The 20,086-nt window shown below is 69.1% G+C and carries 17 protein-coding genes and 2 pseudogenes; 7 read left to right on the plus strand and 12 right to left on the minus strand.

What is annotated here, in order from left to right; genetic code table 11:
• Window positions 1-57 precede the first annotated feature (57 nt).
• On the plus strand, window positions 58-789 hold the full coding sequence (locus N8A90_RS23200; protein ID WP_262077588.1) for an ArsR/SmtB family transcription factor: 732 nt from the start codon (window positions 58-60) through the stop codon (window positions 787-789).
• 25 nt (window positions 790-814) lie between these two features.
• Here the strand turns inward: N8A90_RS23200 and N8A90_RS23205 are convergent, their stop codons facing one another.
• The 6 genes from N8A90_RS23205 to N8A90_RS23230 all read right to left on the minus strand — a co-directional run bounded on the left by N8A90_RS23205 (window position 815) and on the right by N8A90_RS23230 (window position 9,392).
• Entirely contained in the window at window positions 815-4,285 is a 3,471-nt protein-coding gene (locus N8A90_RS23205) for a patatin-like phospholipase family protein (RefSeq protein WP_262077589.1), read from the minus strand.
• Between the two features lie 114 nt (window positions 4,286-4,399).
• On the minus strand, window positions 4,400-5,359 hold the full coding sequence (locus N8A90_RS23210; protein WP_262077590.1) for a tripartite tricarboxylate transporter substrate binding protein: 960 nt from the start codon (window positions 5,357-5,359) through the stop codon (window positions 4,400-4,402).
• A 22-nt stretch (window positions 5,360-5,381) separates the two neighbouring features.
• Window positions 5,382-6,257, minus strand: a complete 876-nt coding sequence (locus N8A90_RS23215; RefSeq protein ID WP_262077591.1) for an amidohydrolase family protein — start codon at window positions 6,255-6,257, stop codon at window positions 5,382-5,384.
• A gap of 3 nt (window positions 6,258-6,260) precedes the next feature.
• Window positions 6,261-7,454 carry a CoA transferase gene (locus N8A90_RS23220; RefSeq protein WP_262077592.1) on the minus strand — a complete coding sequence of 398 codons (1,194 nt, stop codon included), beginning with the start codon at window positions 7,452-7,454 and terminating at the stop codon, window positions 6,261-6,263.
• 14 nt (window positions 7,455-7,468) lie between these two features.
• Complete coding sequence (locus N8A90_RS23225) at window positions 7,469-8,458, minus strand: tripartite tricarboxylate transporter substrate binding protein (RefSeq protein ID WP_262077593.1); 990 nt, start codon at window positions 8,456-8,458, stop codon at window positions 7,469-7,471.
• Window positions 8,459-8,522: 64 nt separating this feature from the next.
• Window positions 8,523-9,392 (minus strand): HpcH/HpaI aldolase/citrate lyase family protein, encoded by an 870-nt coding sequence (locus N8A90_RS23230; protein WP_262077594.1) that lies wholly within the window; start codon window positions 9,390-9,392, stop codon window positions 8,523-8,525.
• 75 nt (window positions 9,393-9,467) lie between these two features.
• On the opposite strand from N8A90_RS23230, the gene N8A90_RS23235 reads away from it, so the two are divergent.
• Window positions 9,468-10,340, plus strand: coding sequence for a LysR family transcriptional regulator (locus N8A90_RS23235; protein ID WP_262077595.1), 873 nt, complete (start codon window positions 9,468-9,470; stop codon window positions 10,338-10,340).
• A gap of 46 nt (window positions 10,341-10,386) precedes the next feature.
• Here the strand turns inward: N8A90_RS23235 and opgC are convergent.
• The 6 genes and pseudogenes from opgC to N8A90_RS23265 all read right to left on the minus strand — a co-directional run.
• Window positions 10,387-10,731: pseudogene (gene opgC / locus N8A90_RS23240) on the minus strand (OpgC domain-containing protein); the annotation flags it as partial.
• A gap of 172 nt (window positions 10,732-10,903) precedes the next feature.
• The gene (locus N8A90_RS23245; RefSeq protein ID WP_262077596.1) at window positions 10,904-11,221 is read right to left on the minus strand and encodes a hypothetical protein; all 318 of its coding nucleotides are present in this window, start codon (window positions 11,219-11,221) and stop codon (window positions 10,904-10,906) included.
• An 81-nt stretch (window positions 11,222-11,302) separates the two neighbouring features.
• Entirely contained in the window at window positions 11,303-11,491 is a 189-nt protein-coding gene (locus tag N8A90_RS23250; protein ID WP_262077597.1) for a hypothetical protein, read from the minus strand.
• 10 nt (window positions 11,492-11,501) lie between these two features.
• On the minus strand, window positions 11,502-13,886 hold the full coding sequence (gene parC, locus N8A90_RS23255; protein WP_262077598.1) for a DNA topoisomerase IV subunit A: 2,385 nt from the start codon (window positions 13,884-13,886) through the stop codon (window positions 11,502-11,504).
• 34 nt (window positions 13,887-13,920) lie between these two features.
• The gene (locus N8A90_RS23260) at window positions 13,921-14,736 is read right to left on the minus strand and encodes a lytic transglycosylase domain-containing protein (protein ID WP_262077599.1); all 816 of its coding nucleotides are present in this window, start codon (window positions 14,734-14,736) and stop codon (window positions 13,921-13,923) included.
• Between the two features lie 40 nt (window positions 14,737-14,776).
• Window positions 14,777-16,753 carry a DNA topoisomerase IV subunit B gene (locus tag N8A90_RS23265; RefSeq protein WP_262077600.1) on the minus strand — a complete coding sequence of 659 codons (1,977 nt, stop codon included), beginning with the start codon at window positions 16,751-16,753 and terminating at the stop codon, window positions 14,777-14,779.
• 173 nt (window positions 16,754-16,926) lie between these two features.
• On the opposite strand from N8A90_RS23265, the gene N8A90_RS23270 reads away from it, so the two are divergent.
• The 5 genes and pseudogenes from N8A90_RS23270 to N8A90_RS23290 form a co-directional block, all read left to right on the plus strand.
• Window positions 16,927-18,144: an MFS transporter gene (locus tag N8A90_RS23270; protein ID WP_262077601.1), complete on the plus strand. Its 1,218-nt coding sequence runs from the start codon at window positions 16,927-16,929 to the stop codon at window positions 18,142-18,144.
• Between the two features lie 3 nt (window positions 18,145-18,147).
• Window positions 18,148-18,288, plus strand: a complete 141-nt coding sequence (locus tag N8A90_RS23275) for a hypothetical protein (protein ID WP_262077609.1) — start codon at window positions 18,148-18,150, stop codon at window positions 18,286-18,288.
• Window positions 18,279-18,863, plus strand: coding sequence for a class I SAM-dependent methyltransferase (locus N8A90_RS23280; protein ID WP_410087739.1), 585 nt, complete (start codon window positions 18,279-18,281; stop codon window positions 18,861-18,863). Before N8A90_RS23275 ends, N8A90_RS23280 begins: the two co-directional genes overlap by 10 nt.
• 1 nt (window position 18,864) lies before the next feature.
• The gene (gene dapA, locus N8A90_RS23285) at window positions 18,865-19,791 is read left to right on the plus strand and encodes a 4-hydroxy-tetrahydrodipicolinate synthase (RefSeq protein ID WP_262077602.1); all 927 of its coding nucleotides are present in this window, start codon (window positions 18,865-18,867) and stop codon (window positions 19,789-19,791) included.
• A 112-nt stretch (window positions 19,792-19,903) separates the two neighbouring features.
• A pseudogene (locus N8A90_RS23290) lies at window positions 19,904-20,086 on the plus strand (hypothetical protein); the annotation flags it as partial.

Genomic DNA, 20,086 nt, shown 5'->3' on the forward strand with positions numbered 1-20,086 from the left:
TGCGGAACGAAGCGTTGCCCCGTCCGTCTGCCGTACGCTTGCACCGAAGGCGACACCATGAACACCAACCACATTGCCCGCATCGCTTCCCTGGTCGGAGAACCCGCGCGCGCAGCGATGCTGCTGCAGCTGATGGACGGCCGCCGGCTCACGGCCACGGAACTGGCCAGGGCCGGGCACGTGTCGCCGCAGACCGCCAGCCGCCATCTGGCGCAGATGGTGGAGGCGGGCCTCATGGGCGTCGAGCAGCGGGGGCGGCACCGATACCACCGGCTGGCCTCCGGCGAGGTGGCCAGGATGCTCGAAGGCTTGATGCAGATCGCGGGCGAGCCGCCGGTGCAGCGCAGGGTCGTCGTCGGGCCACGCGACGACACGATGCGCAGGGCCCGCATGTGCTACGACCACGTCGCCGGCCGGCTCGGGCTCGCCATGGCCGAGTCGCTGCTGATCGAACGGGCGATCGAGTTCGATGACGAAGGCGATGGCGAAGGCGGGCACGTCACCGATCGGCTGGGCGACGTGCTCCAGCGCTGGGGGCTCGCGCTCGAGCCCGAGCAAGCCAACGCGCGCCGCGCCCGGCCCTACTGCCGACCCTGCCTGGACTGGAGCGAGCGAAGGATGCATCTGGCCGGTCGGCTCGGCGCCATGCTCTGCACGCACTGCCTCGCGAAGGGGTGGCTCACCCGGACGGCCGGGAGCCGCGCATTGACGATCTCGCCCGAGGGCGCCATGACCTTCCGAGACCGCCTGGGCCTGGACGCATGGCGCCGCGTGACGGACGGGGCCTGACGGCGCGTCCTCTCGCGGAGCCCGTTCAGGACCCTCGCACCGATGACGACGGCGCCGGCCGCGGCAGCCAGACCTCGACCGTGCGCGGCTGTGGCGTCAGGCGCGCCGGCAGCGGCATCAGACGCCAGGGGCCGGTCGGTGCCGCCGCCGCGGCCGCGAGCGCTTCGGCGCAGGGACGCATGGCATCGCCGTGGTAGATCAGGGTCGGCGTGGGATGGCCCACAGGTGGCGCGCGGCCGGCGCTGCGCGCGCTCGCCAGAACGTCCTCGACCGCCGGCACCTTGGCACCGAGCGATTGCCACGGCACGCGGAAGCCGTCGGCCGTGCCGAGCGATTCGCGGCCGAAGACCTGGATGTAGACCGTGGCGTCGGCGCAGGCCGTGCGGCTGATGGCGGCAGGCCGCGAGGCAGGTGCAACGCTGCTCGGCGGTGGCGCGCCCGACGATGCTTCCGGTGCAGCACCCGCCATCGGCGGCGCAGGCACCGGCGCAGGGTATGGCAAGGGCAACGAGGCTTCGGCGTGCGCGGACCCCATGCAGTTCTCCAGCGCCGGCACACGGCCGGTGTAGTCGCGCGCCCAGTAGCGCGGCGTGCAGGCGGGCTCGCTGGCGGGCTGCAGGCAGTCGATGCCGTTGTCGGCATCGAGCAGGCGCGTGCAGGCCGGGTTCGGGCTCAGGCCCGGCGCATCGCCGGTCGCCGGCGCTTTCGCCAACGCCAGCCGGCAGGCGGCCTTGGCGTCGTCGACGATGCTCACCGACAGTTTGAAGTTGGCCATGAAGTTGTCGGCGCCCTGCCGGCACAGCAGCTCGCCGGTGCGCAGCAGTTCAGCCGCGAGCGAGGCCGGTGCCTCGCCCGGTGGCGCGTCGACGCGCAGGCGCGACCAGCGCTCGCTCAGGTCCTTGAAGGCGATGCCCTCGGCAGTGCGCTTCTCGGCGGCCTGCGTGCGCCAGCTGTCGATGCCCTGCCAGGCCGCGACCCCGAGCGTGGCCGCCGTGCCGAAGCCGATGGAGGCCGTGACGGCGCCGGCCTTCAGCACGCGGGCCTGCAGACGACTCATGGTGGCGGCGGCGCTGGCGGAGCCTGGGGTCGCCGGTGCCTGCATGGGCTGACCGTCGTCGGCCTCGAACAGGCCCTGCGTGCCCTGCACGATGCGCGCGAGCAGGCCGCCGTCGATGCGCTGGCCGATCTCGCTGCCCAGGCGGAAGTAGCTTTCCCACTGCGCCTCGTCGAAGAACTGGTCGGTGGTCGGCTGCTGCGGGAACAGCGGGTTGGCCGCCTTGAAGTTCACCAGGTCGACCGGCAGCGACGCCGACACGTTCGGCTTGACCCACACGATGTGGCCGTGCAGCCCGCTCGCGTAGTCGACGCGCGCCAGCGCCAGGCAGGCCTGGCTGCTGGGCGAGGCCAGGTCGTTGAGCGAGCCGAAGAGCCCGCCGTAGGGCCAGTCGGCGCCGCAGCAGGGTTTGAGGAAGAGGATGTCGGCGTTGAGGTCGATGCGCGCGCGACGGATCAGGATCTCGAGGTCGGTGAAGCGGTAGTCGGGGTCGGCGCCGCAGTCGGCCACCACGATCAGCTCCGCCTGCTGCTGGAGCAGCGCATAGGCGGCGGTGTTCTCGAAGTGGCCGCCGTCGCTCAGGTACCAGTTGGCCGAGCCGCTGCCGGGGAAGGCGCCAAAGCATTCGTAGAGCACGAAGCGGGTCTTCATCAGCAGCTTGCTCACGCGCGCCGCCGCGCCCGGCTGCAGCAGGCCCGCGCGCTCGCTGTTCCACCAGTAGCCCAGGCGCAGACCGGCGAACACCGACAGCGCCGCGATGCCGCGCTTGGTGAGGCGCCCCAGGCCCGGCGCGAAGGCCGCGCCCGAGATGGCGGCCCACGCGCCGAGCGTGAGCGCGTCGTCGCCCTGCGCGCGCGTCCACGGCCCGCCCACGGCCTGCATCCAGCCGCGCGGGCCGATGGTCAGCGGCAGGCTGCGGCGGTCGCGGTTGAAGAGCTTCTGCTTGGGGTCGTGCGTCTGGTTGATGCACACGTTGATCAGATGCACCGGCCCGCCCTGCCCGTGCGGCGCGTAGTCGCGCTGCGGCAGGTCGTCGCCGGCGTCGACCTGCCCCACCGGCACCTCGGGCGGCGTCAGGCCCGACACATCGCCCATCGGGTCGCCACCCAACCGGTGCGCATTGGCCGCGCCGAGGTAGCCGCGCACGATGCGCGCCTTGTAGAACATGTGCAGCGACGACAGGTTGAGGAAGGCGAAGTGCGGCCCGGTCGCCAGGGCGTAGGTCCCCACGATGAGGCCGATGGTGCCGAGCCACACCCAGCCGCGCACGAAGTCCAGCCCCAGCTCGGGCCGGAACACCGGCAGCAGCACGCCGGCGTAGAGCACGCCGATCCACCAGGCCGCCAGGCAGAAGGCGACGAGCAGGCCGAGCACGCTGGCCAGCATCATGAGGAACTGCTTGCCCACGCCGGGCATCTCGCGCTTGCTGCCGAAGAAGGTGGGCAGCACGCCGCGCAGGGCGGCCGCCGCCACCAGCAGCACGGCGCCGTAGGAGGCGCGGTTCTCGCGCGTCTCGACGGCCAGCCACCACGCCAGGCGGTCGAGCGCGCCGAGCAGCGCGATCACCAGCACCGCATGCAGCATGCGCGCGAGCGCGTCGGTGAGTTCGTTGCGCAGCGTGGCGGCGTCGCGGTCACGTCCGCGCCACATCACCCAGCACAGGCCCACGACCCAGGCGATGCAGAACGCGATGAAGGCCGGCGCCAGCCAGTGCGGCCCGCCGAAGCGGTCCTCGAAGACCGGCTGGAACCACCGTGCTGCCACACCCAGCGCGCACCACATCGCCAGATGACCGAGCAGGTGGCGCCAGGCACGCCGGTCGCGCACCGACCAGTAGGCGCAGGCCAGCACGATCGACAACGCCCAGGGCACCAGCGCCAGCAACCAGAGCGTCGGCAGGCCGGTGGCGATCTGCAGCGCGCGCGGTGGCGCCTGCGCATTGCCCAGGTCGATCCAGGCCACCGCCGCGCCCCACGCGCCGAGGTTGACCGCGGCCAGCACCAGACCGATCAACGTCGCCGCGATGGCGATCTCGATGTGCGTGCCCAGCAGGTTGCGCAGGTAGAGCGCGACCGCGAAGAGCGTGTCGCGCATGCCGCCGGGAATCAGGTAGCGGCCGTTGCCGCGCAGCCACCAGCCGAAGCGCACCTTGTCGACCTCGGCGAAGGCGCCCTCCACCGCGCGCACGTCGTCGGGCGTCGTCGCGCGGCTGCACAGCCGGCCGAGGGTGGAGCCGATGTAGCCACCGCCCGAGACGGTCGACAGCAGGTCGAAGGCCAGCAGCTGCCGGTGCTGCGCCAGGGCCTTGAGCAGGCCGAGGCAGAAGGTCGCGCTGCGGATGCCGCCGCCCGACAGGGCCAGGCCCCACGGCCGCCGCCCGTCGTCCTCGCCATGCAGCGCGCGACGCCGCTCGCTGACGAGTTCCTTGATGGTGTCGTCCATCCGGCTCCTCTCGGTGAAGGGCGCACTATTTCACGGGGACCGACGGGGGGCAATGTGGCGAACGGGATAGGCCGGGCGACGCCCTCCCCCTCAGGAACGGCGGCGCGCTCGCGATCAATCGACCTTGATGTTCCGCGCCCGCACGAGGGTGTTCACACGCCCCATTTCTTCACGCACGAATTTGTCAAACGCCGCCGGCGTCGTGCCGGCAGGGTTCAACCCCAACTGCAGCAGTTTCTTGCGGACCTCGGCGTCCGCGACGGCGTCCTGCACGGCCTTGCCGAACCGCTGCACGATGTCGGCCGGCGTGCCCTTGGGCAGGAAGACGCCGTTCCACTCGACCACGTTGTAGCCCGGCAAGCCGGACTCGTCGAGTGTGGGCGTATCGGGCAGGCTGGGCACGCGCTGGCGCGAGCTCACGGCGAGCGCACGCAGCTTGCTGCCCTTGACGTAGCCGATCGTCGAGGCGACGTTGCCGAAGTAAGCCGACACCTGCTCGCCCATCACGTCGGTCAGCGCCGGTGCGCCACCCTTGTACGGCACGTGCAGGAGGTTGAGCTTCGCCTGCTCGTTCAAGGCCTCCCCCGCCAGGTGCGAACCGGTGCCGCCGCCGGCCGAAGCGAAGGTCAGCTTGCCGGGGTTCTTGCGGGCAAAGTCGATGAACTCCGCGACGGTCTTGTAGGGCGCGGTGACCGACACGACGAGGATCTGCGGCGCCGTGGCCACCAGCGAGACCGGGATGAAGTCCTTGGTCGCATCGAAGGGCAGCTTGCGCAGCGACGGGTTCACCGAGAAGGCCGAGGCGTCGTAGAGCACGGTGTAGCCGTCGGCGGCCGCCTTCGCCACGTTGTCGGCACCGATCACGCCGCCGGCGCCGGGCCGGTTTTCGATGACGATCGGCTGGCCGAGCGTGGTGCTCATCTGCTGCGCCACGATGCGTGCCGTGTTGTCGGCCCCGCCGCCGGCCGCATAGGGCACGACCATGCGAATCGGCCTCTCGGGCCAGGCGGCCCAGCCGAGCAGCGGCGCGCAGGCGGCCAGGGCGGCGATCGATTTCAGGATACGTTGCTTCATTCGGATGTCTCTTGGTTGGTCGTCAAAGAAAGTCGTAGAGCCGGGCCGGGTTCTCGACGAGCACGCGATGCCGCGTCGCGTCGTCGGACACCCAGTCCCCCAGCAGGTCGAAGAGCTGCGCGTCGTCGGGCACTTCGTGGCGTTCGGTGGGGTGCGGCCAGTCGCTGCCCCAGACCAGGCGCTCGGGTGCATGCCGCACCCACGTCTGCGCGAGGGCCGTGGTGTCGGCATAGCGGCCTTCGGCACCGAGCGCCGAATCGAGGTAGGCACCGGACAGCTTGATCCAGGTGCGGCCCCTGTCGAGCAGCCGGCACACGAGGCCGAAGGCGGGATGCGCTCGAGGGGCCGGTTGCGGCAAGCGTGCGAGGTGGTCGAGCACGACGGTGCCCGGCAGCCGTTCGAGCAAGGCGGCGTGCTCGACGAGCTGCGCCGCACTCCAGTGCAATTGCACATGCCAGCCCAGTGCGTGCACGCGGTGCGCCAGCGGCTCGACCATGGCGAAATCCGTCGTCGCATGGGTGGGCGTGTAGAGCGTGAAGCGGATGCCGCGGATACCGCCGGCATGCAGACGCTCAAGTTCGGCGTCGCTCACATCGGGCCGCACGACGGCCACGCCGCGTGCGTGCGCAGCGCCCAGCGCACGGATGGCCGCCAGCGTCACGCTGTTGTCGGTGCCATGCACACGCGGCTGTACCACCACCGTGCGCTGGGTCCCTGTGCGTCGCTGCAGCAGACGGTAGTCGTCGACGGTCGCGTCGTCGATCATTGCGTCGGGCGCGCCCCGGATCCCGAAATGCCGGTCATAGACGTGCATGTGCGCGTCGCACGCGAACTCGGGTGCCACCAGGGTGGGCTGCTGCGTGCCCGCACTGTGCGGAACGACCTGCTCGACGCGCATACGTCAGCCCGTCTTCTTCGTTGCGTCGTCCCGCGAAAGCACGGTCTGCGTGTGCTGACCCAGCGTCGGCGCGGCGAAAGGCGTCGGGCCCGGTGTCCGGCCGAACTGCACCGGCCGGGTGAAGCCGCGGTAGGAGCCGAGCGTTGGGTGCGCGAACTCCGCCACCATGTCCTCGGCCAGCACCTGCTCGTTGTCGAACATGTCCTCGACCGTTCGGGCTGCCGCGCAAGGCACGTCCTCGCCGAAGAGCTCCTCCCACTCCAGGGCGCTGCGCCCCGCCAGCGCGGCATGGAGCTGGGGGACGATCTCGGTGGAATGCTGCGCACGCTTGCGCACCGAGTCGTAGCGCTCGTCCGCAGCGAGTTCGGGCAACCCGACCTTCGTGCACAGCGCTTGCCAGAAGTGCGGCGTGTTGGCCGAGATGTAGAGGTAGCCCTCACGCGTCGGGTGGAGGCCGGTGATGCCGCCGGAGCGCATGTCGCGTCCCACTTCCTTCGGCTCGCCTTCGGCCCACACCATGCGGGCCGACTGCATCGTCAGGGCCGAGCGCAGCAGCGAGACGCCGACATACTGGCCTTCGCCGCTCTTCTCGCGCTCGTACAGCGCGGATGCCACGCCGGCAGCCACCAGCGCGGCGGCGTAGTAGTCGACCACCGAACCATAGAGGATCTCCGGTGGCCCGCCGCGCTTGCCCTGCAACGCGCACATGCCGGTCATGGTCTGCAGCACCTGGTCGTAGCCCGCCTTCTCGCGCAGCGGCCCGGTCTCGCCATAGCCGGTGACGGCGCAATAGATGAGGCGCGGATTGATTCGCTTCAATGGCTCGTAGGCGATGCCCAGCCGCGGAGGCACGCTGGGACGGAAGTTGTGCACCAGCACGTCGGACGTGCGCACCAGGTCCAGCAGCGCGGCGAGGTCCTCCGCCTTCTTCAGGTCGAGCACCACGCCCAGCTTGCTGCGGTTCACGCCGACGAAAGCGCGGCTCTCCACTTCGAGCGTCGAGGGGTACTTGCGCAGGTTGTCCCCGGTCGGGGGCTCGATCTTGATGACCTCCGCGCCCTGGTCCGCGAGCAACGAACAACCGTAGGGGCCCGCGATATAGGCGCTCAGGTCGAGCACCCGCAGGCCGCTCAGCGGGCCTGCGGGCCCGCTGCGTGGTGGCAGGCGCGCGCCTTCGTGGTTCGCGTCGGAGCTCATGGCGATTCTCTTTCTCAGTCGGCGGTGATGTTCTGCTGCTTGGCCAGCCGCTTCCAGCGCTCGACGTCCTCGGCGATGACGGTGCCGAACTGCGCGGGCGACATCGGCATGGCAATGGCGCCTTCGCGCAGGAAGTTGCCGGCGACAGCTGGCTTGGCAAGGATCTGGTTGACCGCGGTATTGAGCCTGGCGACCACGTCCGGCGGTGTGCCGGCCGGTGCCAGCAGGCCCCACCAGAGCTCGAATTCGTAGCCCGGCACCGCAACGGCCATCGGCGTGAGGTCGGGTGCGATCGGGCTGGGCTTCAGGCTCGTGATGCCGATGGCGCGCAGCTTGCCCGCACGCACCATCGGGAGCAGCGACGGCCCGCTGGAGATGAGCAGCTGCGTCTGGTTGCCGACCAGGTCGGTCACCGCCGGGCCCATGCCCTTGTACGGGATGTGCGCGATCTGCAGGTCGCCCACCTTGGCCTTGAGCAGTTCGGTGCCGAACTGGTTGACGCTGCCCGACCCGGACGATGCATAGTTGTACTGGCCCGGCTTGGCCTTGATGGCCGCGATCAGCTCGGCGGGTGTCCTGGCCGGGAAGTCGTTGTTGACCGCGACGATGAACGGACCCTTCGCGAACATGGCCACCGGCGCGAGGCCCTTCACCGGGTCGAAAGGCAGCTTGGACTGCACCGCCGCGTTGGTCGTCATGCTCGACGACACCGCCACCAGCGTGTAGCCGTCGGCGGTCGCGCGCGCCACCTGCGCCGTGCCGGTGTTGCCGCTCGCGCCCGGACGGTTGTCGATGATCACCGGCTGTTTGAGGCTCTCGCCCAACTCCTTGGCGACCTGGCGTGCAAAGGTGTCGTTCGATCCGCCGGCCGGGTACGGCACGACGATCGTGACGGGCTTCGAGGGGTAGGCATCCTGCGCAAGGGCGGCGCTGCCGAACAGGCAGGTGCTCGCGATGGCAGCCGCTATCAAGGCGCGGTGTGGAAGGCGAAAAGGTGTGTGCATCGGTGCTGTCTCCTGGTTTTGGTATTCGTGGCCCCTGCGCTCGTGCCTGGCGAGCCAGGCCTCTTCAGTCGTTCAGCAGCCCGAGGCTTCGCGCGCTCTCGACAATGGCGCGCGCCCGGATCACGAAGGGGACATCGATCATTCGACCGTCCACCACGTAGGCGCCCAGCCCTCGCGCGTCGGCATCGCGGGTCGCCTCGACCACCTTGCGGGCATGAGCGATTTCTTCGTCGGTCGGGCGGAAGACATCGTTGGCGACGGCGACCTGGCTGGGATGGATGCAGGTCTTGCCGAGAAAGCCGAGATTGCGCGCCAGCATCGCCTCGGCGCGGTAGCCCGCGGCGTCGGCAATGTCGGCAAAGGCACTGTCGTAGGCATACACGCCGGCCTCGCCGGCGGCGATGCGCACAGCGAACATCGCCTGCTGGATCGCCGCCGATTCGCGTCGGGCGATGCCCAGGGGTTCGAACAGGTCACCCAGGCCCAGTTGCAGGCCCTTGACGCGCGGATGGGCGAGCGCGAGTTCCGACGCCAGGCGCAGCGCCGAGGGTGTCTCGATGTTCAGCAGCATGCCGATGGGCGAGCGCACGCCGTTGACCCGCTCGGCGCGCTCCAGGGCGTCGATCGCCGCGCGCACGTGCGCAGCACTCGCCGGCTTCGGCAGATTGATCAGGTGCACGCCGGGCTGGGCCACCGCCGCCATGTCCCGCTCGAAGTGCGGCGTGTCCATCGCGTTGACGCGAACGATCAGCGTCTTGCCGGTGGCGGCCGCTTCACCGCCCTGCAACAGCTGCCGGACGACGTCGCGGGCTTCGTCCTTGCGCGACTCGGACACGGCGTCCTCGAGGTCGATGCAGATGCCATCGGCGGCACTGCCAAGGGCCTTGGCGAACAGCTCGGGCCGTGTGCCCGGAACGAACAGCTTGCTTCTCATGCGGGCAGTCTCTGCCGTTCATGAGAAAAGAAAAACACATGCCTTCTATGATCAGAGCATAGAAAATGTATCTTCATGGAAACAGCCTATCTGCACAGCTTTCTTCTGGTGGTGGACTCTGGCTCCATGTCGGAGGCCGCCCGGCGGCTCGACCTGACCCCCGCCGCCGTGGCGCAGCAGATCCGCGCGCTGGAGCGTGAACTCCACGTGCCACTGCTGGCCCGCGCCGGACGCACGGTGCAGCCGACCGAGGCCGGGCACCTGCTCGTGCAGCGGGCGCGCAACCTGCTGCGGGAGGTCGGTGACCTCAAGGCGGTGCTGGGCAGCGAGGCGGCCGGCGGCGAGCTGCTCGTCGGCACGATCAACACCGCCTTGCACGGCATGCTGCCGGACATCCTCGCGGCCTTCGTGAAGACGAATCCTGGCGTCAAGGTGTTCCTGCAGTCGGGCACGACCGCCTTGCTCTACAAGGCCGTCCAGCAAGGCGAGCTCGATGCGGCGGTGTGTCTCTATCCGCCGTTCGCCCTGGCCAAGACCTTCGACTGGATGCCACTGCGCGAGGAGCCGCTGGTCCTGCTGGCCCCGAGCCGGCTGGCGCGGCGCGACCCGCACGAACTCCTGCGCACGTCGCCGCTGATCCGGTACGACCGCAGTCTGGGCGGTGGCAAGCAGGCCGACCGCTACCTGCGCGCCGCGGGCATCGTGCCGCAGGAACGTTTCGAACTCAGTTCGTTGTTGGCGATCGCCATGATGGTCGACCGCGGCCTGGGCGTGTCGGTGGTCCCGGACATCGCGTCACCCCTGCTCGACCGTCAGCATGTCGCGAAGATTCCCCTGCTCTTGCCATCCGAGCCCCGGCGTTTCGGCATCCTGTGGCAGCGCGCTTCGCCGCGCCTTCGCCTGATCCAGAGCCTGGTCCAGAGCGCAGCCGGCCTTCGCGTGGTGTGAACCGGGTCGGGCTGGCCGCGCGTCTGATGCGCCTGCGCTCCGCCTGCGACCAGCCGTGGCGCGTCGCGAAGGCGATCACCCAGGGGCTCATCAGCATGAACAAGATGTACATCGGCAGGATGTCGAGGAATGCCGGCTGGTAGACCAGCAACAGCGAGAACAGCAGTCCCTCGTGTGGGTTGGCGAGGTAGTACTTGATCATCTCCTTGACCGCGGGCTGGTCGAGCTTCAGCCCAAGCGCCACGATGACGGTGAACACGAAGAGCAGCAGCCCGCCGACACGAAGCCGAAAGGCTGGCCGACCGGGTCGGTCAACCGCGACGGCACATGCGTGATCGTCATCAGCACCAGCATCAGACCGCGCGGCGTCGAGTTCCCAGAGTCGTTTCACGGCGTGCAGTGGACCGGGTGGGTGAGAACGAATCGCGCGACGGCGTCGTCCGATGGTCCATCGGTGCCGATGAAAGACCGGCCCCGGGGGTTCCGGTCGCTGCCGACCCTGCCGGTGCTATGCGTATTCGGGCGTCGGCCGCGTCTCACAGCAGCCGAGGGCCCGCGGGCGCTCAGCCCTCGTCGGGCCGCATCGGGATGTCGCCCAGGGCCTCGTCGTTGCGCACGTCGCGCGCCGCCTTCATGAGCCCGATCGACAGACCGTCGCCGTGCCCGGCAAAGCCCTTGGCGATGCCTTCGAGTGCCGTCGACAGCGGCAGGTCGCCGTCGTCCGCCGCGTCCATGCCGATGTTCAGCACGCGCGCCGCCATCTGGCGATAGGTCACGACACCCGCCTTCTCGAGCACCGCCACCAAGTCGAGGTACAGCGCCAGGTTGAGGTCGAAGGCCAGCTTGGCCGTCACGTCGAGGTTGTCGTCATCGTTGTTCATGGGTGCTCCTGCTGACGCTCATTATTGCCAGGGCCCGGCGAGCGACGCGTCAGAAAGTTGCGACACCTGCGGCGCCTTGGCTCATTTGCGCGCGCTGCGTTCGCGTGCGCGCCGCACCTGGCGGCTCTGCGTGGCGAACTCGGCCGCACGCGCCTTCTGCTGCTTCTTCTCGGTGCGCCCCCTGCTCAGGCGGCGCCCGAGAAAGAAGCTGCCGATGCCGGTGGCCACGGCGATCACCAGGCCGATGGTGCTGAAGTCGATGTTGCCCATGGCGTCTGCGTCACTGCACCCGCGTGATCTGCGCCGGCTTGAAGCCCAGGTCGGCGGCCTTGCCCTTGCGGCCGCGCGCGGCCTTGGCGTTGTTGAGCGAACGGATCTCGAGCGTCTCGTCGCGCTCCTTGCCGCCTCGGCCGAGGCCTTCGATCTTCACGCTGCGGGTGTAGGCCGCGGCACCGGCGAGCGTGTCCTTGGGGTCGAGGTCGATCAGCGTGAGCCCGCGGCCGCCCTTGGGCAGCGCCTTGAGCTCGGTGATGTCGAAGGTCAGGATGCGGCCGCCGGTCGATGCGCAGGCCACATGCGTCGCGGCCGGCATCGGCTCCGCGCCGCTCGCGCCGCCGACCAGCGACGGACGGCAGAGCTGCTCGCCCTCGCCCACGTCGATGAAGGCCTTGCCGCCGCGCTGGCGCGACATCATGTTCTCGACCGAAGCGATGAAGCCGTAGCCGCCGGTGTTCGACAGCAGCAGCTGCGCGCCCACCGGGCCGGCGAAGTAATGCGCCAGCTGCGTGCCGCTGTCGAGCTCGATCAACGTCGTCACCGGCTGGCCGTCGCCGCGGCCGCCGGGCAGCGATGCGACCGGCACGGTGTAGACGCGCACCGACCTGTCCTTGGCGGTGCCGAAGACCAGCAGCGTGTCGACGCTGCGGCACTCGAAGGCACCATAGAGCGTGTCGCCGGACTTGAAGCTGTATTCGGCCGGCGTACCGTTCACGGCCTTCTCGCTGGCCCAGCCCTTCTGCGTGCGGACCCAGCCCTTCTGCGAGACGATGACGGTCACCGGCTCGTCGACCACCTTCACTTCGGCCACGGCGCGCTTCTCGGCCTGGATCAGCGTGCGGCGTGCGTCCTCGAAGGTCTTGGCATCGGCCTCGATTTCCTTGACCAGCAGCCGGCGCAGCGCGGCCGGGCTGCCGAGGATGTCTTCCAGCTTCTTCTGCTCCTCGCGCAGGCCCTTGAGTTCCTGCTCGATCTTGATGGCCTCGAGCCGGGCGAGTTGCCGCAGCCGGATCTCGAGGATGTCCTCGGCCTGCCGTTCGCTCAGGTTGAAGCGCGCGATGAGCGCGGCCTTCGGGTCGTCGGCCGCGCGGATGATCGCGATCACCTCGTCGATGTTCAGCAGCACCAGCTGCCGGCCTTCGAGGATGTGGATGCGGTCCATCACCTTGCCCAGGCGGTGCTTCGAGCGCTTCTCGACGGTGACCTCGCGGAAGGCGATCCACTCGTTGAGCATCTGCCGCATCGACTTCTGCACCGGCTTGCCGTCGATGCCGACCATCGTCAGGTTGATCGACGACGAGCTCTCCAGCGAGGTCTGCGCCAGCAGCGTGGTGATGAATTCTTCCTGGCTGATGCGCGAGGTCTTGGGCTCGAACACCAGGCGCACCGCCGCGTCCTTGCTCGACTCGTCGCGCACCACGTCGAGCACCGACAGGAGGGCCGCCTTGACCTGCACCTGCTCGGTCGACAGCGCCTTCTTGCCGGCCTTGATCTTCGGGTTGGTGAGCTCCTCGATTTCTTCGAGCACCTTCTGCGTGCTCACGCCTGGCGGCAGTTCGTTCACGACCAGCTGCCACTGGCCACGGGCGAGGTCCTCGATCTTCCAGCGCGCGCGCACCTTGAGGGAGCCGCGGCCGGTGCGGTAGGCGTCGGCAATGTCACTGGCGCTGCTGATGATCTGCGCGCCGCCGGGGTAGTCGGGGCCGGGCACGATCTGCAGCAGCTCTTCGTCGCTCAGCTTGCCGTTCGACTTGATGAGCGCCACGCAGGCGTCGGCGATCTCGCGCAGGTTGTGGCTCGGGATCTCGGTGGCCAGGCCGACCGCGATGCCGCTGGCGCCGTTGAGCAGCACGAAAGGCAGGCGCGCGGGCAGCAGGCGCGGCTCCTCGGTGCTGCCGTCGTAGTTGGGGATGAAGTCGACCGTGCCTTCGTCGATCTCGTCGAGCAGCAGGCTGGTGATGCGCGCGAGGCGTGCTTCGGTGTAGCGCATGGCCGCGGCGCCGTCGCCGTCGCGGCTGCCGAAGTTGCCCTGGCCGTCGACCAGCGGATAGCGCTGCGAGAAGTCCTGCGCCATGCGCACCAGCGCGTCGTAGGCGGCCTGGTCGCTGTGCGGATGGAAGCGGCCGAGCACGTCGCCGACGACGCGCGCGCTCTTCACCGGCTTGGCGCCGACCGTGCCGTTGGCACCGCCGAAGCCCAGGCCCATGCGCGACATCGAATAGAGGATGCGGCGCTGCACCGGCTTCTGGCCGTCGCTCACGTCGGGCAGCGCACGGCCCTTGACCACGCTGAGCGCGTATTCGAGGTAGGCGGTCTGGGCGTAGTCGGCCAGCGTCAGCGCATTGGGGTCTTCGGGGATCGGGAGGTCGAGCGTGGGTTGGTCGTCCATGTCTTGTTGGCTTTTCTGACTCTGTCTGTCGGGTCTATTCGGTGGCCGGCAGGGCCGTGTCGGCGCTGCCCTCGGCCGCGGCGCGCGGCGCGGGGATCTCCATGCGAACCCGGCCTGGCGCCTTGCCGCGGCCGGTGGTCGTGCCGGGCTTGAGGTAGGCGTAGAGCTGCAGCACGGTCTTCACGTAGTTCTGCGTCTCGCGGTAGTTCGGGATCTTGTTGCCGGCGCGCTGCACGGCGCCCTCGCCGGCGTTGTAGGCGGCCAGCGCCAGCTCGATCTGGCCCTCGAACAAGTCGATCAGATGGTCCAGATAACGGGCGCCCGCGGTGATGTTGATGCGCGGATCGAACAGCTTCGCCTCTTGTGTCTTGCGCTTGTCGCCGCGCACGCCGTAGCGCTCGGCCGTGCCGGGCATCAGCTGCATCAGGCCCAGCGCGCCCTTGGGCGACACGGCCTGCGCGTCGAAGCCCGACTCGGTGGCGACCAGCGCCTGCAGCAGTTCGTAGTCGATCGAATGCGTGCGCGCGGCGTCGTGCAGCGCGGCCTTGGCGGCCTTGTAGTTGGGCGAGGCCTCGAACATCGCCAGCAGCGTCTGGGCGGCCGGCGGCACGCTGCCGCCGGCCGCGCCCTTCGGCGCACGCGCGATGCCCAGCGGAGCGATGCCGTCGGCCGTGTCGAACTGCTGCCCGCCCTTGAAGAAGAGCTGGTAGCGCGCATCGAGCTTCTCGGCGGCGAAGTGCGCCACGCCCTGCGCGTCGACATAGCCGTAGATGTCGGCGGCATGCGCGAACACCGGCGCGACGATCAGCACGAGGCTCGCCAGCAGGGTTCGGAAGCGGAATGCGGACATCAAGGGTTCGTTCGGTCGGTGGATTCGTCGATGAAAGCCGTCAGACGTCGATCTCGATGTCGTCGGCACGGATCTCCATGAGTTCGCGGCGCGCGGCGGCCTCGCCCTTGCCCATCAGCTTGGTGATCTCGCCTTCGGTCTCGCCGAAGGCCAGCCGGCCCAGGCCGACCTGCAGCAGGCGGCGCGTGTCCGGATTGAGCGTGGTTTCCCACAATTGTTCCGCACTCATTTCGCCCAGGCCCTTGAAGCGGCTGATGCTCCAGGCGCCTTCCTTGACGCCGTCCTTACGCAGCTTGTCGAGCGTGGCGACCAGTTCGCCCTCGTCCAGCGCATACACCTTCGACGCCGGCTTCTTGCCGCGTGCCGGCGCATCGATGCGGAACAGCGGCGGCTTGGCGACGTAGACGTGGCCGGTCTCGATCAGCTTGGGGAAGTGGCGGAAGAAGAGCGTGAGCAGCAGCACCTGGATGTGCGAGCCGTCGACGTCGGCATCGGACAGGATGCAGACCTTGCCGTAGCGCAGACCGCTCATGTCGGGCGTGTCGTTGGGGCCGTGCGGGTCGACGCCGATGGCCACCGAGATGTCGTGGATTTCGGTGTTGGCGAAGAGCCGGTCGCGCTCGACTTCCCAGGTGTTGAGCACCTTGCCGCGCAAAGGCAGCACCGCCTGCGACTCCTTGTCGCGGCCCATCTTGGCGCTGCCCCCGGCGGAGTCGCCCTCGACCAGGAAGACCTCGTTATGGCTGATGTCCTTGCTCTCGCAGTCGGTCAGCTTGCCCGGCAGCACGGCCACGCCCGAGCCCTTGCGCTTCTCGACCTTCTGGCCGGCCTTCTGGCGGGTCTGCGCCGCCTTGATGGCGAGTTCGGCCAGCTTCCTGCCGTAGTCGACGTGCTGGTTCAGCCACAGCTCGAGCGCCGGGCGCACGAAGCTCGACACCAGCCGCACCGCGTCGCGCGAGTTGAGGCGTTCCTTGATCTGGCCCTGGAACTGCGGGTCGAGCACCTTGGCGCTCAGCACGTAGCTGGCGCGGGCGAACACGTCTTCGGGCAGCAGCTTCACGCCCTTGGGCAGCAGCGAATGGAATTCGATGAAGCTCTTGACCGCCGTGAACAGGCCGTCGCGCAGGCCGCTCTCATGGGTGCCGCCGGCGCTGGTCGGGATCAGGTTGACGTAGCTCTCGCGCACCGGCTGGCCGTCTTCGGTGAAGGCCACGCACCAGTCGGCGCCCTCGCCTTCGGCGAAGTTATCGGCGTTCTTGTCAGCGTGACCACGGCCTTCGAACAGCGGGATCACCGGGTCGCCGTTGAGCGTCTGCATCAGGTAGTCGCTCAGCCCGCCCTTGTAGAGCCAGGTCTGCGCGTCGCCGCTCTTTTCATTGACCAGCGTGACGCTCACGCCAGGCATCAGCACGGCCTTGCTGCGCAAGAGGTGTGTCAGCTCGTGCATCGGCAGCGTCGCGACCTCGAAGTACTTGGCGTCGGGCCAGGCGCGCACCGTGGTGCCCTGCTTGCGCTCACCGGCCTCGAGCTTGCGGATTTCGAGCGCCTCGATCACGTCGCCGGCGCTGAAGGCCAGCCTGGCCACCGAGCCTTCGCGGTGGGAGGTGACCTCGAGGCGCTTCGACAGCGCATTGGTCACGGAGACGCCCACGCCGTGCAGACCGCCCGAGAAGCTGTAGGCGCCGCCCGAGCCCTTGTCGAACTTGCCGCCGGCATGCAGTCGGGTGAACACGAGTTCGACGACGGGTGCCTTTTCTTCGGGGTGCAGGCCGAAGGGGATGCCGCGGCCGTCGTCTTCGATGCTGACGGAGCCGTCGGTGTGCAGCGTGACCTTGATCTTCTTGCCGTAGCCGGCCAGCGCCTCGTCGGCGGCGTTGTCGAGCACTTCCTGGATGATGTGCAGGGGGTTGTCGGTCCGGGTGTACATGCCCGGGCGCTGCTTGACGGGCTCCAGGCCCTTGAGGACGCGGATCGAGCCTTCGGAATATTCGGGGGGAGTCTTGGGGGGAGTCGCCATGGGGGCGGATTGTAGTGAAAGGCGCCGGCAACAACTGGATGCTCATACAGTGCGCGTGCCGGCCGATGCGCCGGGCGCATGAAAGAGCCGCCCGAATATCAAGAATGCCGGGCCGGGCCGGGCCGGGCCGGGGCGGGACGGCACTGCAGGCGCCGATTGGCTAAAGTCGCAGGATGACCGTCCCCGCTCCCGCCCTTTCCATGAAGCAGGTCCTGATCTGCGGCGCCATGATCGTCACCCTGTCGATGGGCGTGCGCCATGGCTTCGGCCTGTGGCTGCAGCCGATCACCCAGGAACAGGGCTGGACGCGCCAGACCTTCTCGCTGGCCATCGCCATCCAGAACCTCTCGTGGGGTGTGATGGGCGTGTTCGCCGGCATGCTGGCCGACAAGCTCGGCGCCTTCCGTGTGCTGCTGATCGGGGCGGCCTGCTATGCGCTGGGGCTGGTGGGCATGGCGCTGTCGCCGACGCCGCTGCTCTTCGCGCTGACAGCCGGCGTGCTGATCGGCGCGGCCCAGGCCGGCACGACCTATGCCGTGATCTATGGCGTGATCGGGCGACAGATTCCCGCGGAGCGGCGCTCGTGGGCGATGGGTGTGGCGGCGGCCGCCGGCTCCTTCGGCCAGTTCCTGATGGTGCCGATCGAAGGACAGCTGATCGCTCGACTGGGCTGGCAGACCGCCCTGCTGGCGCTGGCGGCCCTGGTGCTGCTGATCGTGCCGCTCGCCTTCGGGTTGCGCGAGCCGATGCGGGCGGCGGTGCCCGGCGCCAGGCGCGAGCAAACCATCGTCCAGGCCGTGATCGAGGCCTTCAAGTACCCCAGCTTCGGCCTGCTGATGGCCGGCTACTTCGTCTGCGGCTTCCAGGTGGTCTTCATTGGCGTGCACATGCCCAGCTACCTCAAGGACAAGGGCCTGTCGCCCGAGGTCGCCAGCTATGCGCTGGCGCTGATCGGCCTGTTCAACGTGTTCGGCACCTACACGGTCGGCACCCTGGGGCAGAAGCTGGCCAAGCGAAAGATCCTGGCGTCCATCTACTTCGGGCGCGCCATTGCCATCGCGCTGTTCCTGATCGTGCCGCTCTCCCCGCTGTCGGTGTATGTGTTCGCGGCGGTGATCGGCTTCCTCTGGCTGTCGACCGTACCGGCGACCAACGCGCTGATCGCGCAGATCTTCGGCGTGGCCCACCTGTCGATGCTCAGCGGCTTCGTGTTCCTGGGCCACCAGGTCGGCTCGTTCCTCGGCGTATGGCTGGGCGGCTTCCTGTACGACCGCACCGGCAGCTACGACATCGTCTGGTACATCGCGATCGCGCTGGGCGTGATGGCGGCGCTGGTGAACCTGCCGGTGAAGGAAAATGCCATCGCGCGGCCCACGCTGCAGGCCGCCTGATCCATGGACACACCTGCGCGCCATCGCTGGATGCAGACCGCCGCCATCGTCGCCGGGCTAGCCGTGCTCGCGGGCGTCTTCATGCTCTACACGCAGCCCGCCTTCATGGTGACGTTGATCGACCAGCTCTGGAGTTGCTTCTGACCGCCGAACCCCACACCGCGCTGCAGGCGCCCTCACCCTGGATCGTGCGTTGGTCGCACCTGGTGCCGCCTGTCGGCGCGGTGCTCGACGTGGCCTGCGGCGCGGGGCGGCACATGCGCTGGTTCGCCGACCGCGGCCATCCGGCCACCGGCGTCGACCGGGCGGAAGACGCGGTGCAGGCCGCGTCGCGCCATGGGCGCGTGCTGCAGGCCGACATCGAGGGCGGGCCCTGGCCCTTCGACGGGCGGCAGTTCGCGGCGGTCGTCGTCACCAACTACCTCTGGCGCCCTCGCCTGCCCGACATCGTGGCGGCGGTGGCGCCGGGCGGGGTGCTGCTCTACGAGACCTTCGCCACCGGCAACGAGACGGTCGGCAAGCCCTCCCGGGCCGACTTCCTGCTGCAGCCCGGTGAACTGCTCGCCGCCTGCACCGGGCTGCGGGTGGTGGCCTACGAAGACGGCTTCCTGCCGGCGCCGGAGCGCTTCGTGCAGCGCATCGCCGCAGTTCGGCCGGCTGTGGGGCTCGGTGCATCCCCCGAACGGCACCCCCTCGGCGGCGCCGCGCCGGGTCAGTAGAATGCATCCTTTCGTCCCAACCGACAAAGAGATCCCCTTGGAGCAACTCACAGGCAGCATCGTCGCGCTCGCCACGCCGATGCATGAAGACGGCAGCGTCGACTACCCCGCCCTGCGCCGGCTGATCGACTGGCACATCGACGAGGGCACCGACTGCCTGGGCGTGGTCGGCACCACCGGCGAATCCCCCACGGTCGACGTCGAGGAACACTGCGAAATCATCCGCGTGACGGTCGAGCAGGCCAAGGGCCGCGTGCCCGTCATGGCCGGCTGCGGCGCCAACTCGACCAAGGAAGCGATCGAACTGGCCAAGTTCGCCAAGGGCGTCGGCGCCGACTCGCAGCTGCAGGTCGTGCCCTACTACAACAAGCCGACGCAGGAAGGCCAGTACCAGCACTTCAAGGCCATCGCCGAAGCGGTGGGCGACCTGCCCATCGTGCTGTACAACGTGCCCGGCCGCACCGTGGCCGATATGGCGCACGACACCGTGCTGCGCCTGGCGCAGGTGCCCGGCATCATCGGCATCAAGGAAGCCACCGGCAACATCGAGCGGGCGCAGTGGCTGATCCGCGACCTGCCCAAGCGCTTCGCCGTCTATTCCGGTGACGACCCCACCGCCGTTGCGCTCATGCTGTGCGGCGGCCAGGGCAACATCAGCGTCACGGCCAACGTCGCGCCGCGCAAGATGCACGAACTGTGCGTGGCGGCCCTCGCCGGCGACGTCGCCACGGCCATGCGCATCCAGTTCGAGTTGATGCCGTTGCACCGCAACCTGTTCGTCGAGCCCAACCCCATCCCGTTGAAGTGGGCCATGGCCCGCATGGGCCTGTGCGGCGGCACGCTGCGCCTGCCCCTGACCGAACTCGGCGAAGCCAGCCGGCCGGCCGTCGAAACCGCCCTGCGCGCCACCGGACTGCTCAAGGACTGAGCGGTCCGCCGGGCCCACCGCATTTCCACGCAACCTTTTGCACGCGGCCGACTCCCACGGGGCGGCCGATACGGCCTCGATTGATCGAACCATTCCACCAAGGAAGACGACGTTGAAGAATTTTTCGCGATTCGCACTGCTGGCCCTGATCGCCAGCCTGTCCGCCTGCTCGGTGCTCGAGAGCGACAAGATCGACTACAAGAGCGCCGGCAAGGCCCCGACGCTGGAGGTGCCGCCCGACCTGAGCCAGCTGTCGCGTGAAAACCGCTACGCCGTGCCCGGCGGCCCCGTGTCG

Source organism: Variovorax sp. N23 (assembly GCF_025486315.1).
In the GTDB taxonomy this organism is placed as follows: Bacteria; Pseudomonadota; Gammaproteobacteria; order Burkholderiales; family Burkholderiaceae_C; genus Variovorax.

Excerpts from the sequence above, each read along its gene's own strand:
- N8A90_RS23265 (WP_262077600.1), bottom strand. The coding sequence starts at position 16,753 with ATGGCGACTCCCCCCAAGACTCCCCCCGAATATTCCGAAGGCTCGATC.
- N8A90_RS23220 (WP_262077592.1), bottom strand. The coding sequence starts at position 7,454 with ATGAGCTCCGACGCGAACCACGAAGGCGCGCGCCTGCCACCACGCAGC.
- N8A90_RS23225 (WP_262077593.1), bottom strand. The coding sequence starts at position 8,458 with ATGCACACACCTTTTCGCCTTCCACACCGCGCCTTGATAGCGGCTGCC.
- N8A90_RS23205 (WP_262077589.1), bottom strand. The coding sequence starts at position 4,285 with ATGGACGACACCATCAAGGAACTCGTCAGCGAGCGGCGTCGCGCGCTG.
- N8A90_RS23200 (WP_262077588.1), top strand. The coding sequence starts at position 58 with ATGAACACCAACCACATTGCCCGCATCGCTTCCCTGGTCGGAGAACCC.
- N8A90_RS23270 (WP_262077601.1), top strand. The coding sequence starts at position 16,927 with ATGACCGTCCCCGCTCCCGCCCTTTCCATGAAGCAGGTCCTGATCTGC.
- parC (WP_262077598.1), bottom strand. The coding sequence starts at position 13,886 with ATGGACGACCAACCCACGCTCGACCTCCCGATCCCCGAAGACCCCAAT.
- N8A90_RS23210 (WP_262077590.1), bottom strand. The coding sequence starts at position 5,359 with ATGAAGCAACGTATCCTGAAATCGATCGCCGCCCTGGCCGCCTGCGCG.
- N8A90_RS23245 (WP_262077596.1), bottom strand. The coding sequence starts at position 11,221 with ATGAACAACGATGACGACAACCTCGACGTGACGGCCAAGCTGGCCTTC.
- N8A90_RS23215 (WP_262077591.1), bottom strand. The coding sequence starts at position 6,257 with ATGCGCGTCGAGCAGGTCGTTCCGCACAGTGCGGGCACGCAGCAGCCC.
- N8A90_RS23260 (WP_262077599.1), bottom strand. The coding sequence starts at position 14,736 with ATGTCCGCATTCCGCTTCCGAACCCTGCTGGCGAGCCTCGTGCTGATC.
- N8A90_RS23250 (WP_262077597.1), bottom strand. The coding sequence starts at position 11,491 with ATGGGCAACATCGACTTCAGCACCATCGGCCTGGTGATCGCCGTGGCC.
- N8A90_RS23230 (WP_262077594.1), bottom strand. The coding sequence starts at position 9,392 with ATGAGAAGCAAGCTGTTCGTTCCGGGCACACGGCCCGAGCTGTTCGCC.
- dapA (WP_262077602.1), top strand. The coding sequence starts at position 18,865 with ATGCATCCTTTCGTCCCAACCGACAAAGAGATCCCCTTGGAGCAACTC.
- N8A90_RS23275 (WP_262077609.1), top strand. The coding sequence starts at position 18,148 with ATGGACACACCTGCGCGCCATCGCTGGATGCAGACCGCCGCCATCGTC.
- N8A90_RS23235 (WP_262077595.1), top strand. The coding sequence starts at position 9,468 with ATGGAAACAGCCTATCTGCACAGCTTTCTTCTGGTGGTGGACTCTGGC.